General features: G+C 74.3%; 17 protein-coding genes and 1 tRNA gene. 6 read left to right on the forward strand and 12 right to left on the reverse strand.

Translation table 11 applies throughout. The features are described 5' to 3' along the window. Positions 1–5: 5 nt before the first annotated feature. A tRNA-Ser gene (locus ACFP6A_RS02800) sits at positions 6–98 on the reverse strand. Positions 99–240: 142 nt separating this feature from the next. On the opposite strand from ACFP6A_RS02800, the gene ACFP6A_RS02805 reads away from it, so the two are divergent. The 4 genes from ACFP6A_RS02805 to ACFP6A_RS02820 are packed head-to-tail and all read left to right on the forward strand — an operon-like array spanning position 241 to position 3,717. After that, positions 241–822, forward strand: a complete 582-nt coding sequence (locus ACFP6A_RS02805; protein ID WP_379601362.1) for a hypothetical protein — start codon at positions 241–243, stop codon at positions 820–822. Continuing rightward, on the forward strand, positions 819–1,943 hold the full coding sequence (locus tag ACFP6A_RS02810; protein ID WP_379601363.1) for a peptidoglycan-binding protein: 1,125 nt from the start codon (positions 819–821) through the stop codon (positions 1,941–1,943). The genes ACFP6A_RS02805 and ACFP6A_RS02810 overlap by 4 nt, the downstream gene beginning before the upstream one ends. Next, complete coding sequence (locus tag ACFP6A_RS02815; RefSeq protein ID WP_379601364.1) at positions 1,940–2,608, forward strand: ABC transporter ATP-binding protein; 669 nt, start codon at positions 1,940–1,942, stop codon at positions 2,606–2,608. The genes ACFP6A_RS02810 and ACFP6A_RS02815 overlap by 4 nt, the downstream gene beginning before the upstream one ends. Next, the gene (locus ACFP6A_RS02820) at positions 2,605–3,717 is read left to right on the forward strand and encodes an FtsX-like permease family protein (RefSeq protein ID WP_379601365.1); all 1,113 of its coding nucleotides are present in this window, start codon (positions 2,605–2,607) and stop codon (positions 3,715–3,717) included. The genes ACFP6A_RS02815 and ACFP6A_RS02820 overlap by 4 nt, the downstream gene beginning before the upstream one ends. Before the next feature lie 42 nt (positions 3,718–3,759). Here ACFP6A_RS02820 and lhgO read toward each other — a convergent pair whose 3' ends face one another. From lhgO to ACFP6A_RS02835, 3 genes are all read right to left on the reverse strand, one after another. Further along, positions 3,760–4,947, reverse strand: a complete 1,188-nt coding sequence (gene lhgO, locus ACFP6A_RS02825; protein ID WP_379601367.1) for an L-2-hydroxyglutarate oxidase — start codon at positions 4,945–4,947, stop codon at positions 3,760–3,762. A gap of 70 nt (positions 4,948–5,017) precedes the next feature. Next, the gene (locus ACFP6A_RS02830; protein WP_379601368.1) at positions 5,018–5,365 is read right to left on the reverse strand and encodes a type II toxin-antitoxin system PemK/MazF family toxin; all 348 of its coding nucleotides are present in this window, start codon (positions 5,363–5,365) and stop codon (positions 5,018–5,020) included. Beyond that, positions 5,352–5,582, reverse strand: a complete 231-nt coding sequence (locus ACFP6A_RS02835) for a ribbon-helix-helix domain-containing protein (RefSeq protein WP_379601370.1) — start codon at positions 5,580–5,582, stop codon at positions 5,352–5,354. Before ACFP6A_RS02835 ends, ACFP6A_RS02830 begins: the two co-directional genes overlap by 14 nt. A gap of 178 nt (positions 5,583–5,760) precedes the next feature. On the opposite strand from ACFP6A_RS02835, the gene ACFP6A_RS02840 reads away from it, so the two are divergent. Further along, positions 5,761–6,690 carry a PAC2 family protein gene (locus ACFP6A_RS02840; RefSeq protein WP_379601372.1) on the forward strand — a complete coding sequence of 310 codons (930 nt, stop codon included), beginning with the start codon at positions 5,761–5,763 and terminating at the stop codon, positions 6,688–6,690. Between the two features lie 68 nt (positions 6,691–6,758). Here the strand turns inward: ACFP6A_RS02840 and ACFP6A_RS02845 are convergent, their stop codons facing one another. From ACFP6A_RS02845 to ACFP6A_RS02880, 8 genes are all read right to left on the reverse strand, one after another. Then, positions 6,759–7,226, reverse strand: a complete 468-nt coding sequence (locus ACFP6A_RS02845; protein ID WP_379601374.1) for an Hsp20/alpha crystallin family protein — start codon at positions 7,224–7,226, stop codon at positions 6,759–6,761. A gap of 135 nt (positions 7,227–7,361) precedes the next feature. Beyond that, positions 7,362–7,955, reverse strand: coding sequence for a serine O-acetyltransferase (gene cysE, locus ACFP6A_RS02850; RefSeq protein ID WP_379601376.1), 594 nt, complete (start codon positions 7,953–7,955; stop codon positions 7,362–7,364). A gap of 10 nt (positions 7,956–7,965) precedes the next feature. Then, positions 7,966–8,898, reverse strand: coding sequence for a cysteine synthase A (cysK, locus tag ACFP6A_RS02855; RefSeq protein ID WP_379601460.1), 933 nt, complete (start codon positions 8,896–8,898; stop codon positions 7,966–7,968). A 94-nt stretch (positions 8,899–8,992) separates the two neighbouring features. Then, positions 8,993–9,631: an ATP/GTP-binding protein gene (locus tag ACFP6A_RS02860; RefSeq protein WP_379601378.1), complete on the reverse strand. Its 639-nt coding sequence runs from the start codon at positions 9,629–9,631 to the stop codon at positions 8,993–8,995. Further along, the gene (locus ACFP6A_RS02865; RefSeq protein WP_379601379.1) at positions 9,612–10,016 is read right to left on the reverse strand and encodes a DUF742 domain-containing protein; all 405 of its coding nucleotides are present in this window, start codon (positions 10,014–10,016) and stop codon (positions 9,612–9,614) included. The genes ACFP6A_RS02860 and ACFP6A_RS02865 overlap by 20 nt, the downstream gene beginning before the upstream one ends. A gap of 7 nt (positions 10,017–10,023) precedes the next feature. Then, positions 10,024–10,476, reverse strand: coding sequence for a roadblock/LC7 domain-containing protein (locus ACFP6A_RS02870; RefSeq protein ID WP_379601381.1), 453 nt, complete (start codon positions 10,474–10,476; stop codon positions 10,024–10,026). Then, positions 10,473–13,772, reverse strand: a complete 3,300-nt coding sequence (locus ACFP6A_RS02875) for a nitrate- and nitrite sensing domain-containing protein (protein ID WP_379601383.1) — start codon at positions 13,770–13,772, stop codon at positions 10,473–10,475. Before ACFP6A_RS02875 ends, ACFP6A_RS02870 begins: the two co-directional genes overlap by 4 nt. A gap of 365 nt (positions 13,773–14,137) precedes the next feature. Continuing rightward, complete coding sequence (locus ACFP6A_RS02880) at positions 14,138–14,776, reverse strand: molybdenum cofactor guanylyltransferase (RefSeq protein ID WP_379601385.1); 639 nt, start codon at positions 14,774–14,776, stop codon at positions 14,138–14,140. A 137-nt stretch (positions 14,777–14,913) separates the two neighbouring features. Here ACFP6A_RS02880 and ACFP6A_RS02885 point away from each other — a divergent pair, with 137 nt between their 5' ends. Continuing rightward, a complete protein-coding gene (locus ACFP6A_RS02885; protein WP_379601387.1) occupies positions 14,914–15,891 on the forward strand; it encodes an NAD(P)H-quinone oxidoreductase in 978 nt (325 codons plus the stop codon).

The following is a 15,891-nucleotide window of genomic DNA, read 5'->3' on the forward strand; positions in this document are numbered from 1 at the left end:
CCGCGCGGAGGGCAAGGGATTCGAACCCTTGAGGACGGGTTGGGTACCGCCCTAGCGGTTTTCAAGACCGCCTCCATCGGCCACTCGGACAGCCCTCCCGGAGTGGGGCCAGTGTGCCGTATCCGCTGGCCGAGCACGCCTGCACGCCGCACCGGCACTGACGGCGGGTGCTGGCGTGCCGACGTCACCGACTGGTACACCAGCGTCTCGACGGGATGCTAGGCAGGGGGCTGACACGACATGCGGCTTTGGCGTACACCGCGCACCACGGTCGCCGTGGCGCTGGCGACCGGGCTGAGCCTGGTGGCTGGTTGTGCCGCCGACCCGGACGGCCCGGACGGCCCGGACCGCAGCGCACCGCCCACGTCGCAGGCCACCGCGACGACGTACGAGCAGTACGACGGCTTGTTCGCCGAGTGGCAGGACGCGTTCATCGAGTGCGCCCGGTCCGAGGGCCTGCCGGCGTCGGCACCGGTCGACGGCCGAGGGATCGACAACGGCTCCAGCCCGGACCGTCCGGTGGCCGAGGGCGTCGGACTCGACCGTGAGTGCATCGAACGGGTCGGCCTCCCGCCGCGGGCGCCGTCGCTGACACCGGAGACGCTCAGCGGTCTGTACGACCTGAGCCTGGAGCAGGCCGAGTGCCTGCGCCGCGCCGGCTACCCGGTGACGCCCGCGCCTTCCCGCGAGGTGTGGATCGAGACCTACACCTCCGACGAACCGGCCTGGCTGCCGATGCAGGCCGTGTACGACTCCGGCGGCGACGCCGCCGCAGCGGTGGCGGCGTGCCCGGACCCGGACCCCCGGGACGTCGCCCCGTGACGGCGCCGGACCCGGATGACGCGGCGACGTCGACCCTGCAGACCTCGGTCTCCCGCCCCCTCCGGCTGCGGACGGCGGCGCTGGTCTGGGCCGTGTCGGGGGCGCTGCTGTTCGGCGCGGGCTGGTGGGCGGCCGGTGTCACGACCGATCCGCCCTCGGTGCCCGAGGAGGACCTGCCGACCATCGACGTCGAGGTCGAGCTGGGCACGGTGGAGCAGGCCGTCACGTACGCGGCCTCGGCGTCCTGGCCCTTTCGACCGGCCGGCGTCAACGGCCACACCGGCACCCTGACCTCGGTGGACGTCTCCCCCGGCAGCACCGTGGACGCCGGGACGGTGCTGTACACGGTGGACCTGCGACCAGCGGTGGCCGCAGCAGGAGCGGTCCCGGCCTTCCGGGACATCGGCATCGGAGCGACCGGCGCCGACGTGGAGCAGCTCGAGGGCTTCCTGCGCGGCCAGGGACTGTTCACCGGCACCCCCGACGCCGCCTTCACCGAGACGACGGACCAGGCCGTCCGGCGCTGGCAACGACAGGTCGGCACCACCCCGGACGGCGTCGTCCGGCGCGGCGACCTGGTGTTCCTGCCCGAGCTGCCGACCGCCGTGTTCGTCGACCCGGACCTGGAGGTCGGCGCCGCCGTCGAGACCGGCCGGTCGGCGGCGCTGGCCGTGACCGGGCCTCCGGAGTTCACCGTCACCCTGGTGCGGGACCAGGCCGACCTGGTCCCGCTGTCCGCCCCAGTGCGGGTCAGCTACGGCCCGGAGGAGGAGCAGGTCTGGGACGGCGTGGTGGCCTCCACGACCGCCGTCCCACCGGGGGAGGTCTCCTTGACGCTCACGGCACCCGACGGCACGGCGCTGTGCGGCGAGACCTGCGCCGACGTCGTGCCCGTCGCGGAGGAGTCGATGTACACGGCGGACCTGTACGTCGTCCCACCCACCGAGGGACCCACCGTCCCGACCGCGGCGATCACCACCGGGCCCGACGGCGGCACCGGCGTCCAGCTCACCGACGGCACCCGGGTGCCGGTCGACGTCCTGGCCTCTGCCTTCGGCCGCAGCGTCGTGTCGGGGGTCGACGTCGGCGACCGGGTCCGGCTGCTGCAGGACCGGCCGTGACGACCCCCACGGCACCCCCGGCCCGGCTCGCCGTCCACGAGCTGTCGTTCGGCTACCGGCAGTCGGCTGCCCCGGTGCTGGCCGGGATCTCGAAGGAGTTCCGCGCCGGAGCGCTGACAGCCGTCACCGGCCCCTCCGGGTCCGGCAAGTCCACCCTGCTCTACGTCCTCGGTCTGATGCTCACCCCCACCGCCGGGACGGTGCGCTGGGACGGGCTGCCCGTGACGCGGTGGCGGGACGCCGAGCGGTCCGCGCTGCGGGCCAGCCAGATCGGGTTCGTCTTCCAGGACGCCGTCCTGGACCCCTCCCGCACGGCCCTCGCCAACGTCACCGAGGCAGGCACCATCGCCGGGATGCCGGAGCGTGAGGCGGCCACGCGAGGCATGCGGCTGATGGAGCGCTTCGGCGTCGCGGACCGGGCCCGGCACCGACCGGGGGAGGTCTCCGGTGGCCAGGCGCAGCGGATCGCGCTGTGCCGGGCACTGGTCAAGAACCCCGCCGTGATCCTCGCCGACGAACCCACCGGCAACCTGGACGCCGAGTCCGCCGACGTCGTCTGGGACGCCCTGCACGCCGCCGCCCGCGACGGCGCCACCGTCGTGGTGGCCACCCACGACCGGGCCCGGGCGGCCGGCGCCGACGACCAGGTGCTGATCGGGGGATGAAGCCCTCCCCCCTTGGCGCAGCCGTCACGGCGGCCCGGGACGCCGTGCTCGCCGTCCGGGGACAGCGCGTCGCGAGTGCGGTGTCCGCGCTCGTCGTCGCCGGCGTCACGGCGGCCATCCTGGCCACGACGGGGCAGACCGTCGCCTCCGAACGCCGGGTGCTGTCCGAGATCGACTCCCCGGCGGGACGGCTGATCACCCTCACGGACGACCAGGACCGGGCCCGGGTCAGCGCGGTGAGCGTGCCTGCCGTCGCCGCTCTCGACGGCGTCGAGTGGGCCATCGGGCTCGGGCAGGCGTTCGACGTCACCAACCCCGCCGTCCCGGGCGGGGCCGCCGTGCCGGCCCGCCGGGTCTACGGCTCCTGGCCGCCGGGTCTGCAGACCGCGGTCTACCGCGCCCCCCGTGCCGGCGACGCGCTCGTCGACGCCGGCGCGATGACGCGACTGGGCCTGCTCGAACCGGTCGGCGGCGTCGCCTCCCCCACCACGCACGCCCCGGTCGTCGGCACGTTCACCGCCACCGGCCCGCTCGCCGGCCTCGGCGACAGCGTCCTCGTCCACGACGAGCCCGCCCGCGGGGACACCGTCCGAACGATCATGATCAGCGTCGCCACCGTCCGGGACGTCGAGGACCTCGCCCGCGCCGCGACCGCGGTGCTCGTCGCCCAGGACCCCAACCAGCTCACCGTCACCACGCAGGGCAGCCTCGCCCGGCTGCAGGACGTCATCGGGTCGCAGCTGGCGCAGACCAGCCGGCGGCTGGTGTGGGTGGTGCTCGCCGCCGGGATGGTGCTCATCACCGTCACCCAGTTCGGCGCCGTCGCCCAGCGGGCCCGCGACCACGGCCGGCGGCGGGCGCTCGGTGCGACCCGGACCGGGATCCTCGTGCACGTGCTGCTCCAGGTGGGCCTCTGCTCGGTGACCGGCGCGCTGCTCGGCGTCCTCGTCGGGCTGCTCCTCGACTGGCGCCTCGCCGGTGCCCTGCCGGGCGTCGCGTTCACGGTCGCGGTCGCCACGCTGTCAGTGATCGCAGCGTTGGTCGCGGCCGTGCCCCCGGCGCTGCGGGCGGCCTACCGCGACCCGGTGCGGATCCTGCGGGTGCCCTGACCTGGCCGCCCGGGAGCCGGGTGCTGGGCGGCCTGCTCGCAGTCAGTCCGCCAGCAGGCGCTGGACGACGAGGTCGGCGATCGGCAGCGCCGACGTCGCGGCCGGCGACGGAGCGTTGCAGACGTGCAGGGACCGGCCGGTGCGCCGGAGCAGGAAGTCGTCGACCAGGGTGCCGTCGCGCCGCACCGCCTGGGCCCGGATGCCCGCCTCGTGCGGCAGCAGGTCCTCCACGGTGAGGTCGGGCCAGTAGCGGCGGACGGCGGCCAGGTAGCCGGCGCGGGACAGCGAGTTGCGGGCCTCCGCCAGCCCGGAGCGCCAGTGCCGCCGGGCCAGCCGCCAGGTGCCCGGGTAGCCGAGGGCGTCGACGGCGTCCCGCCACACCACCTGCCCCTTGCGGTAGCCCTCACGGGCCAGGCCGGGGACGGCGTTGGGTCCCACCGTCACCGAGCCGTCCACGCCGGGGGTGACGTGGACGCCGAGGAAGGGCAGCCGCGGGTCCGGCACCGGGTAGACCAGGTGACGGACCTGCCCGGCCCGCTGCGGGGCGAGCCGGTGGTACTCCCCCCGGAACGGCACCACCCGGAAGTCCGGCTCCACCCCGGCGAGCCGCAGGAGCCGGTCCGCCTGCAGGCCGCCGCAGACGACGAGCCGGCGGGCGCGGTGCACCTGCCCGCCGGCGACCACGGTGACGGCGTCCCGGGTCTCGTGCACCGACGTCACCGCGGCGCCGGTCAGCACCCGGCCGCCGGCGTCGGCGACGAGCCGGGCCAGCGTCCGGGTCACCGCCCGGTAGTCGGTGACCCCGGTCTCGGCGACGAGGATCGCGGCCCGCCCGGTGATCGCCGGCTCGCGCCGGCGCAGCTCGCGAGCGTCCAGCCACTCGGTGGTCAGGCCGTTCGTCGTCGCCCGCTCGCGCAGCGCCCGCAGCCGGACCACCTCGTCGTCGGAGGTAGCGACGACGAGCTTGCCCGGGGTGGCGAGCGGGACGCCGTGGTCGCGGCAGAAGTCCTTCGTCGCCTGCAGCCCCGCACGGCACAGGCGGGCCTTGAGACTGCCGGGCTGGTAGTAGACGCCGGAGTGGATCACCCCGCTGTTGTGCCCGCTCTGGTGCCAGCCGACCTCGGTCTCCTTCTCCAGGACGACGACGGAGTCGGCGGGGCGGGCCTGCAGCAGCCGCCACGCGGTCGCCAGCCCGACGATGCCGCCGCCGACGACGATCACGTCCTCCACGGGCGACGACGGTAACGCGCCGGGAGATCACCCCGGACGTCGAGCCGACGTGGTCACAGCTGCGACGTGGTCACAGCTGCAGGTGGAGACGCAGTGCGTCGTCCAGCTGCACCATGACGTCAGCGGGTGCACGGCCGACGACCGCGCCGACCCGCTCGACTGCGATCGAGCGGACCTGCTCGGCCTGAGCCTTGGAGTCGTGCCGCAGGCCGGTCGCAGCTGCCGGCAGCAGTGCCTGGAACGGGAAGATCCGGTCGGTGTTACCGGTAACCGGTACGACAGTGACCACTCCGCGTCCGAGGCGCACCGCTGTCGAGTTCGCTCGGTCGTTGCTGACGATCACCGCCGGGCGTCGCGTGTCGGCCTCACTCCCGCGTACAGGATCTAGGTCGACGAGCCGGATCTCACCGCGGAGCATCGGCGATTCCGTCTGCCACGGTCACGCTCCACGCCTCGTGGTCCCCTGATACGTCCCACTCGCGCCACGCCGCTTCGTAGTCCTGCTCCAGGTCGGTCAGGCGGAGCATGCGGACAGCGTGGTGCACCGCGGCCGACCTCGAGGGGAGGCCGGCGGCGCGAGCGAACTCGTCGAGGATGGCCACATCCTCCTCGGGCAGACTGACGCTGAGTTTCATACCGCAATGCTACCGCGGTACTACTGCAGGCCTCCGCCACAGAATGCTGCGCTCAGCACGGCTCGTCCGGCGTGTCGCGCCACCAACCCAGCATTCTGGGCCGTCCGGACGGATGGCCAAGGGCGGTCAACGCAGCGGGGCGACGTCAGACCCGTCCCCGCGGTGGGAGAATGGTGACGTGCTGCCACCTGAGGATCTCTTCGAGCTCGTTGCCGACGTGTCGCAGCGGACACCGGACCAGGTGCCCGCGGCGCCGGTGCTCGTGCACGTCCTCGACGGGTTCGTCGACGCGGGCTCGGCGGCCTCCCTGGCCGCGACTCACCTGCTCGACCAGCTGCCGCACCGGCTCGTCGTCCGGTTCGACGTCGACCAGGTGCTCGACTACCGCTCCCGCCGGCCGCGGATGGCGTTCTCGGCCGACCGGTTCACGTCCGTCGACGTGCCCGAGCTCGTCCTGCACGAGCTGCGGCTGCCCGACAGCTCGCTGCTGTACCTGCTCACCGGTCCGGAGCCGGACACCCAGTGGGAGCGGTTCGCGGTGTCCGTCCGGATGCTCGTCGAGCAGCTCGGCGTCCGGCTCACCGTGGGGTTGTACGGGGTTCCGTGGGCCGCACCGCACACCCGGCCGGTCGGGCTGACCGCGCACGCCAGCGACCGGGAGCTCATCGCCGGGCGCCCCCGCTGGATCGGCGACGTCCAGGTCCCCGGGCACGTCGGGGCCATGCTGGAGCTGCGGCTCGGGCAGTGGGGCCACCCCACCGTGGGGTTCACCGCGCACGTCCCGCACTACCTCGCGGCCACGGCGTTTCCGCCGGCGGCGGTCGCGCTCCTGGAGGCGCTGTCGGACCTCGTCGAGGTCGAGCTGCCGGCGGACGGGTTGCGGGCTGCCGGCGCGGAGGTCCTCGCGCAGGTCGACGCGCAGGTGGCCGACTCGGCCGAGACGCTCGAGGCGGTCCGCGGCCTGGAGCGCCAGTACGACGCGATCGTCTCCGGCCGCACGCTGGGCGGGCCCGGGCTGATGGGCCCGTCGCTGCCGGAGGACGAGATGCCGGACGCCGACGCCCTCGCCGCCGACGTGGAGAAGTTCCTCCGCGAGCTCGGCGACTGAGGGGTCGGCGTCCGGGGTGCTGTCCCGGTCGGGGACGCCGCCGTCAGCGGCGGCGGCCCGACCGTCCGTCAGCCGGCGGTCACCTCACCCTGGAGCGGGGCTCCGCCGACCGCTTCAGAGGCGCCGTCCTTCTTGACGTCCACAGCGATCCGGCGCGGCTTGGCCTGCTCGGCGACCGGGATCGTCAGCGACAGGACGCCGTGCTCGTAGCTGGCGTGGATGTTGTCGATGTCGAGGCCGTCACCGAGGTTGAGCTGGCGCATGAACGTGCCGGCCGGCCGCTCCTGGGCGAGCCACTGCGCGTCCTCGGGGTGCAAGGTGCGCTCGGCGCGGACGGTCAGCGTGTTGCCGTCGACCTGCAGGTCGATCGAACCGGGGTCCACCCCGGGCAGGTCGACGTTCATGACGAAGTGGTCCCCGGAGCGGTACAGGTCCATCGGCATCCAGCGCGGCGCACGGGTCGACGTCGTGGTGGCGCCGATGAGCTGGCTCGCCAACCGGTCCATCTCACGGAAGGGGTCAAAGGTCAGGGCCACAACAACCACCTCCTCGTCCACGAGGCCGCCGCGGGCGCGACGGCCCGAACAGTTGTGGCAGAAGTTTGCGAGTGCAAACCTAGCACTCGTACCTCTAGAGTGCCAGACGGTCCGGATTTATTCCCGCCCCGCGGCTCAGATGAGCAGGGCCGGGTCGACGAGGTCCTCGCCGCCGCCGGTGCCGCGGACCCGGCCGGGGATGCCGACGACGACGGCGCCGGGGGGCACGTCCTTGACGACGACCGCGTTCGCGCCCACCTGGGCGCCGGCCCCGATGGTGATGTTCCCGAGGATCCGGGCCCCGGCGCCGACGGTCACGCCGTCCTCCAGGGTCGGGTGCCGCTTGCCGCGGCTCGAGCTGCGGCCGCCGAGGGTGACCCCGTGGTAGAGCATGACGTCGTCGCCGACGACGGCGGTCTCGCCGATGACGACACCCATCCCGTGGTCGATGAAGAACCGGCGGCCGATGACCGCGCCGGGGTGGATCTCGATGCCGGTGAGCGCCCGGTTGACGTGCGAGAGCAGCCGGGCGGCGAGCCGCAGGCCGGGCCGCGCCCACATCCGGTGCGCCAGCCGGTGCAGCCACAGGGCGTGCAGCCCGGGGTAGGCCAGGACGAGCTCGAGGCGCGAACGGGCCGCGGGGTCCCGGCTGGCGGCGGTGCGCAGGTCCTCGGCCAGACGGCGACGCCAGCCCAGCCGGACCGGCGCGACGGCCGGAGGGCGGTTCATGTGCACCGGGTCAGTCCATGAGGTCGCTGTACAGGACCGTGGACAGGTAGCGCTCGCCGAAGGAGGGGATGACGACGACGACGAGCTTGCCGGTGTTCTCCTCCCGGCGGGCGACCTGGACGGCGGCCGCCAGCGCGGCGCCGGAGGACAGTCCGACGAGCAGGCCCTCCTCCCGGGCGGACCGGCGGGCCCACTCGACCGCGGTGTCGGCGTCGACGTCCACGACCTCGTCGTAGATCCCGGTGTCGAGGATCTCGGGCACGAAGTTCGCCCCGATCCCCTGGATCTTGTGCGGGCCGGGCTGCCCACCGGTGAGGATCGGGGACTCGGCCGGCTCGACGGCGACCATCCGCACCGACGGCTTGCGCTCCTTGAGCACCTGCCCCACGCCGGTGATCGTCCCGCCGGTGCCGATACCGGCCACCACGACGTCCACCTGGCCGTCGGTGTCGGCCCAGATCTCCTCGGCGGTGGTCCGCCGGTGCACCTCGGGGTTGGCCTCGTTGGCGAACTGGCGGACCAGCACGGCGTTGTCCCGGGCGCCGATCTCCTCGGCCCTGGCGACCGCCCCCTTCATCCCCTCGCTGCCGGGGGTGAGGACGAGCTCGGCCCCGAAGGCGCGCAGCAGGGCCCGGCGCTCCTTGGACATCGTCTCGGGCATCGTCAGCACGACCCGGTAGCCCTTGGCGGCGCCCACCATGGCCAGGGCGATACCGGTGTTGCCGCTCGTCGCCTCGACGACGGTGCCGCCCGGGCGCAGCTGGCCCGAGCGTTCGGCGGCCTCGATCATGGACACGCCGATCCGGTCCTTGACGCTACCTCCGGGGTTGCTGAACTCGAGCTTGGCGGCCACGGTGGCGCCGCATCCCTCGGTGAGACGGTTGAGCCGCACGAGCGGGGTCCTGCCGACCACCTGGGTCACGTCGTCATAGATGCGCACGATCACCCCTAACAGCCCGTCGCCGCGGCAGGCTTCCCCGCAGGGGCGCTGTCTCACATTCCGGACGTCCGGTCCGGACACTCCACCGGGTCAGGGCTCAGGTCGTGAGTCGCTGCATCGCCAGCTGGACGAGGGTGACGAGGACCTGCTTGGTCGCCCCACGGGAGCGAGCGTCGGTGTAGACCATCGGCACGTGGGCGGGGACGGCGAGCGCCTCGCGGACGTCGTCCAGGGAGTGCCGGGCGATGCCGTCGAAGCAGTTCACCGCGACGACGAACGGGATCGCGCGGGCCTCGAAGTAGTCCACCGCGGGGAAGCACTGCTCGAGCCGCTCGGTGTCGACGAGCACGACCGCGCCGATGGCGCCGCGCACCAGGTCGTCCCACATGAACAGGAACCGGTCCTGGCCGGGCGTGCCGAACAGGTAGAGCCACAGGTTGCCCGGCAGCGCGATCCGGCCGAAGTCCATCGCGACGGTCGTCGTCGTCTTGCGGTCGGTGACCCCGCCGGCGTCGTCGACGCCGAGGGAGTGCTCGGTCATCGGCGCCTCGGTGGTCAGCGGCTCGATGTCGGAGATGGAGCCGATGAACGTCGTCTTGCCGACGGCGAACCCGCCGGCGACCACGATCTTGACCACGGTGGGCGCGGCGTCCGGACCGTCCGGGGTCCCGGCGCCACCCGGCTGAGCGGCCTGCGTCGGCACGGCGGAGGCGACGTCAGAGCGAGGAAATGCCATTGAGAACACTCTCCAGGACGCTGAGGGTGGCTGCGGGGGTGTAGCCGTCGGACCGGGACGTCCCGTGGACCCGCACCGACCCGGACGACGTGAGGTCGCCCAGGACGATCCGGACCACCGGTACCGGCAATCGCAGGTGCGCCGAGAGCTCGGCGACGGACAGGTACTGGTGCTGCGTGAGCTCGACGATGCGCCGCTTCTCCGGCGTCATCGTGACGTCGGGCTCGGCGAGCGCCTGGACGAGCGCCTCGACCGGGATCTGGGTGGAGGCGGACGCCGTCCGGCCGCCGGTGACGGCGTAGGGCCGCACCGCGTAGGTCTCCTCCTCGACGGAAGGGTCCTCGCCGGGCCCCAGGTGCCCGGGCGGGTCGTCGACGTGTCTCACGCCGTCCTCACCCCATCACCGGCGCGCGGGTGCTGCCGTGGACCGGCAGGCGGGAGCGCATCTCCGAGACCAGCTGTGGGGTCAGGGTCGCCTCGGTGCGGCTGACGAGCATGGCCATCTCGTAGCCGATGAGCCCGACGTCGCAGCTGGAGTCGGCCATCGTGGCGAGCACGGAACCGTCGGAGATGGCCATGAGGAACATGAAGTACTCGTCCATCTCGACGATCGCCTGGCGCACCTCGCCGGCGTCGAGCTGACGGGCCGCACCGCGGGTGAGGCTCGACATCCCCGACACGATCGCGGACAGCTGGTCGCCGCGGGTCCGGTCGAGGTCGTCGGACATGGCCATGAGCAGGCCGTCGGCCGACACCACGAGGGTGTGGCGGACGCCGGGCACGCTCTTGACGAAGTTGTCGAGAAGCCAGCTGAAGTTGGCTGCCTCGGTGCTCATCGTGGTCACGCTTGTCCTCCGGTCGTGCTGGCGGTGTCGGTCGTCGGGGCGGTCGGGGACGGGTCGGTGCCCGGCTGGTCGGTAGCCGGCTGGTCGCCGTTCGGCGAAGGCGGACCCGCCGGGTCGGTGCGCCCGCGGTTCACCCCGGCCTGGAAGCCGGCGAGCATCGAGCGGACGTCGGCGGCGTCACGGCCCGGACGGCGTGCGGCGGCCGGTCGCGGCACGGCCACCTGAGCGGCCGGACTGGCGGCCGGGGTGCGCCGGGTGAGGGTCGCCGGCGGCTTGCTGTCGACGGCGGCGGGGGTGTAGGCGGACAGTCGGCTCAGCTCGGTCAGCGCCTCGGAGGCCAGCGCCGACCGCTCCCGCAGGACGTCGGACCCACCGTCGGTGGACGTCGCGGGGCCGGGTGCCGGCCGCGTCGGCAACGGGATCGGGCCGTCGCCGGGTACGGGGAGGGCCACCCGACCGGCCGCGCGAACGCCGGAGCCGACCGGCTCGGGCACCGGAGCCGGGGACTCGGCGCGATCCGCCGCCTGCGGCGGGACGCCGAACAGGCTGCTCGGCGCAGGGACGGGCTCGGGTCGCTGGGCGGCCGGGGCGCCGTCCGGCGTCGGCGCCTCCCGGTCGCGCGCCGCGACGTCGTCCTGCGGGCGCGCTGGGGGCTGGTGCCGAGGGACGTACGCGCCGACCGGCTCACCGGGGGTGTCCGCGGTGCTCAGCGCCTGCTCGAGGTTCCGCATCTCCCGGCGGGTGACCGGGACGACGGTGGACGGCTGGGCGACCCCGCGACGTCCGAGGAAGCCCCGCGACTGCCGGCGGCGCAGCGTGGCCCGCTTGGGCAGGATGTCCAGGGCGGGTGCCGCGAGGTGAGGCTGGGGCTCGGGCCCGGGCTCGGGCTCGGGCTGGGGCGCGGGCTGGGGCTCGGGCGTCTGCGCGGCCTCGGGCTGGGGCGCGACCGGCTCCTGCTCGACCGGCTCCTGCTCGACCGGCTCCTGCTCGACGGGCTGCTGGGCGTCCGGCTGCTGGGCGTCCGGCTCCGCGGGGTGCTGCCGGTGGGCCGGCGCGCGGGTGTGGCCGTTCGTCGGCACCTCCTCCGCGCCGGTCTCGGGCGCCTCACCGGGGCGACGCGGACGGAAGGAGCTGAACAACCCGCCACGGGAGACCGGCGAGGGATCCGGCACGGCCTCGGGTACGTCGTCCGGTGCCGTCACGTCGTCCGGTGCCGTCACTGCCAGCGAGGACCGCTCGATCGACGGCTGCCGCAGGGGCAGGCCGCTGCCGCGACGGGGCAGGCCTGCGTCGGTGCGAGGCCTGTCCGGGGCCGGCTCGGCGTCCGGAGCGGGGGACCCCAGCGGCGCCGGCTCGACCCGGGCAGGCAGTCCCGCCGGGGTCAGCTCGTGAGCCGGTGGCGCCTCGTCGCCGTCCGGCTCCGGGACCTCGGCGACCGACCCGGGCACGAACAGCGCCGTGGGCAGGTCGACCCGCACGACGGTGCCCCGCTCGGTCCCAGGCTCCAGCGAGACGGTCGCGTCGAGGCGGCGGGCGAGGCGTCCGACGACGAAGAACCCGAGGCGCTGGGCGCCGACGACCTCGGCGACCGGCGGCTCGGCGATCCGGGCGTTCGCCTCGGCGATCTCCTCCGCGGACATCCCCAGGCCCTCGTCGGCGATGCTGACCACGACGCCGCGCGGGCCGGCCGCCGTGCTCACCACGACCCGGGTGCCGGGGTCGGAGAAGTTCGTCGCGTTCTCCAGCAGCTCAGCGAGCAGGTGGGCGGCGGTGAGGGCGACGTGCCCGACCATCGGCGGGTCGGCCTGCAGCACGAGGTCGACCCGCTCGTAGTGCTCGATCTCGGACGTCGCGGTGCGGACGACGTCCGACAGCGGCATCGGACGGCGCAGGCGACGGCCCGTGTCGATACCCGCGAGCACGAGCAGCGACTCGGCGTTGCGACGCATCCGGGTCGCGAGGTGGTCGAGCCGGAACAGGTTCTCCAGCGTGCGCGGGTCGTCCTCGGTGCGCTCGAGCTGGTCGATGAACGCGAGCTGGCGGGAGAGCAGGACCTGGTCGCGGCGGGCGACGTTGACGAACATCGCCGCGATCGACCCACGGAGCGCGGCCTGCTCCTGGGCGACCTGCACGGTCGTGCTGTTGACGTCGTTGAACGCGGCGGCGAGCCGGCCCACCTCGTCCCGGGAGGTCACCGGGATCTCCGGCAGCGTCAGACCCGGGCCCTCGCCCGGGGTCTGCATCCGCTCGACCATCGTCGGCAGCTCACGCCGGATCTCGCCGGCGGCGTCGGTGAGCCGCCGCAGCGGACCGGTGATGCTGCGGGAGAGCAGCAGCGCCAGCAGCACCGGGACGACGACGAGCAGCGCCGTGCCGGCCCCCACCTGGATCGCCCAGGTCCGTGCGTCGTCGGCGAGGGTCGCGCTGCGCGCGGCGGCGAGCTCAGCGAGCTCGGCCTCGACCGCGCCGAGCGAGGCGACCTCGGTCTCGGCGGCCCGCTGCCACGTGGCCGGGTCGATGTTCTCCAGCACGCCGTCGGCGTCCTCGACGGTCTTCTGCCGGGCCATCTGCAGGGCGTACCCGGTGGTCGGGACCCGGACGCCGACGCTCTCGGCGAGCTCGGTCGCCTGGTCACGGACGACGTCCTGGCGGGCGATCAGGTCAGCGACCCGGGACTGCAGCTCCGGTGACATCACCCCCGCGGCGACGGCGGGGGCGACCAGGTCGCGCTCCACGGTGACGAGCTCGGCCAGCTGCTCGGTCGCGGTGTAGGTGGTGAGCATGTCGGCGAGCGCCCGGTCGTCGACGGCGTCGCCGATCCGGCCGGGGAGCGCGACGTCCGCCGCGATCGCGTCGGTGTAGCGGTCGTAGGCGAGCGTCGGGGACAGTGCGGAGCCGTCGATCTGCCGGCGCAGGACGTCGACGTCGTCATGGGCGGCGGCGGACGCGGCGACGCCGCTGGCGGCGGCCTCGTCGAGCAGGTCGAGCTCGACCGTGCCCACGCCGGCGCGGACCATCGCGATGCCCTCGCTGACCTGGGCGCGGACCTCCTGGAGCGCGGGCTCGGCGCTCGTGTCGCCGGCCATCACCTGCATGCTCAGCGCCCGCTCGGCCTGCAGACCGCGGACGAGGGTGGTCAGCCCCGGCGCCTGGCCGGCGAGCGACTCGACCTGCACGGCCCGGCGCGCGTCGGTGAGGGCACCGACGGAGATGACGGTGGCCGCGAGCAGCAGGACGAGCACGGGCAGCGCAAGGACCGCCAGGATCTTCGACCTGATGCCGATGTTGCGCAGCATGGGCGACCTTCCGCTCGAGAAACCGCCCGCGACGCAGTGCCGCGGTTCCTCTCTGCTTCGGGCCGGCTCCGGGCTCTATTGACGGTGACGGCCGGCCGCACCGGTGCGGTTCACCCGATCGGAGCAGTCCAGCTGGGCGTGTCGCCCTTGCCCCTCACCCCCCCCCCCCCCCCTACCCCGCCGTGATCATGCAATCCCGCCACCCTGCACACCCCCGCCCACCCCTACCCCGCCGTGATCATGCAGTCCCGCCACCCACTGAGCACCGACCAGCCCGCAGAATGCTGGGTTGGAGGCGCAACACGCCGGCTAGGCCGCGCCGCACGCAGCATTCTGTGGCCACAGTTCCGCCCACCCGCCGGACCTCAGGCGCGCACGCTCTCCCCTCTCAGCCGAGCGCGCGCCGCTCGCCGGGCCGCCTCCAGGTCCGCCGGGGTGTCGACGTCCAGGGTCGCCTCCTGGGCGACCGGGACGACGACGACCGCGAGGTGGTCCATCAGCGCCCGGGCAGGTCGGTGGAGGAGCTGGCCGGTCGTCGTCCGGGCCAGCGCCTCGCGCCGGTAGACGGCGAGCAGCGGCTGCGGCGGACCGTCCGGCGGGGCTGCGACCGCCACGTCCGCATGCGGGTCACGGCGCAGTGCTGCGATCAGCGCGGGGACCGCAGCCGGTCCGAACGGGGCGTCGCCGGCGAGCACGACGACGTGCTCGGGGGTTCCGGTGAGGGCACGCACCCCGGCGCCCACCCCGGCGGCCGGACCACTGCCCGGCGGATCTTCACGGGTCGTGCGGACCGGGCGGGCCGTGGACCGGGACGGTCCGACGACGACGACCTCGACGTCGTCCGGGACGCCGGCGAGGACGGCGTCGAGCACGGTGAACGGGCCGGTGGTGCCGGCGGCGGGGGCGAGAGTGTCCGCGAGCTTGTCGTGCCCCATGCGGCGTGACCGGCCGCCCGCGAGGACGACGACCGCGCACCCCTCCCACGAAGTGACCCGTCTCGGCATGCCACCAGTGTCGCCCACGCACGGCCTCGGCAGGTGCACGCCAGGGTGGCGGGATTGCATGATCACGGGTGGGTCGCGGGGGGTGGCGGGATTGCATGATCACGGGGGGGTCGGGGGGTGGGGGCTAGGGTCCGGGTGTGCGCGCAGTGGTGATCCGGGAGCCCGGTGACCCCGACGTCCTGGAGCTGCAGGAGGTCGAGGCCCCGGCGTGCGGGCCTGGTGAGGTCCGCATCGCCGTGGCCGCGACCGCGGTGAACCGGGCCGACGTCATGCAGCGACGAGGGCACTACCCCCCACCGCCGGGCGCGTCGCCGTACCCCGGTCTGGAGTGCTCCGGGCGCGTCACCGAGGTCGGCGAGGGCGTCGACGGGTTCAGCGTCGGCGACGAGGTGTGCGCCCTGCTGTCCGGCGGCGGCTACGCCGAGCAGGTCGTCGTCCCCGCCGGCCAGGTGCTGCCGGTACCGGCGGGCGTCGACCTCGTCGACGCGGCGGCCCTGCCCGAGGTCGTCTGCACGGTCTGGTCCAACGTGTTCATGACCGCGGGCCTGCAGCCGGGCGAGACGCTGCTCGTGCACGGCGGGTCCTCCGGCATCGGCACGATGGCCGTGCAGCTGGGCCGCGCCGTGGGCGCGCGGGTCGCCGTCACCGCGGGCACACCGGAGAAGCTCGACCGCTGCCGCGAGCTCGGTGCGCAGGTCCTCGTCAACTACCGGCAGGAGGACTTCGTCGAGCGGGTGAGGGAGGCCACCGGCGGGCACGGGGCGGACGTCGTCCTGGACAACATGGGCGCGGCCTACCTGGCCCGCAACGTCGAGGTCCTGGCGACCAACGGCCGCCTCGTCGTCATCGGCCTGCAGGGCGGACGCCGGGCCGAGCTCGACCTGGGCACCCTCCTCGCCAAGCGCGCCGCGGTCATCGCCACGTCGCTGCGCGCCCGGCCGGCCGCGGAGAAGGCCACCATCGTCGCGGCGGTACGCGAGCACGTGTGGCCGCTGCTGGAGTCCGGGGACGTCCGCCCCGTCGTCCACACCCGGATGCCGCTGGCGGACGCGGCGGACGCCCACCGGCTGCTGGAGTCCAGCAGCCACGTCGGCAAGATCGTGCTGACCGTCTGA

The sequence above is a fragment of the Quadrisphaera sp. GCM10027208 genome (genome assembly GCF_042658805.1).
Classification (GTDB): Bacteria; Actinomycetota; Actinomycetes; order Actinomycetales; family SCSIO-59966; genus SCSIO-59966.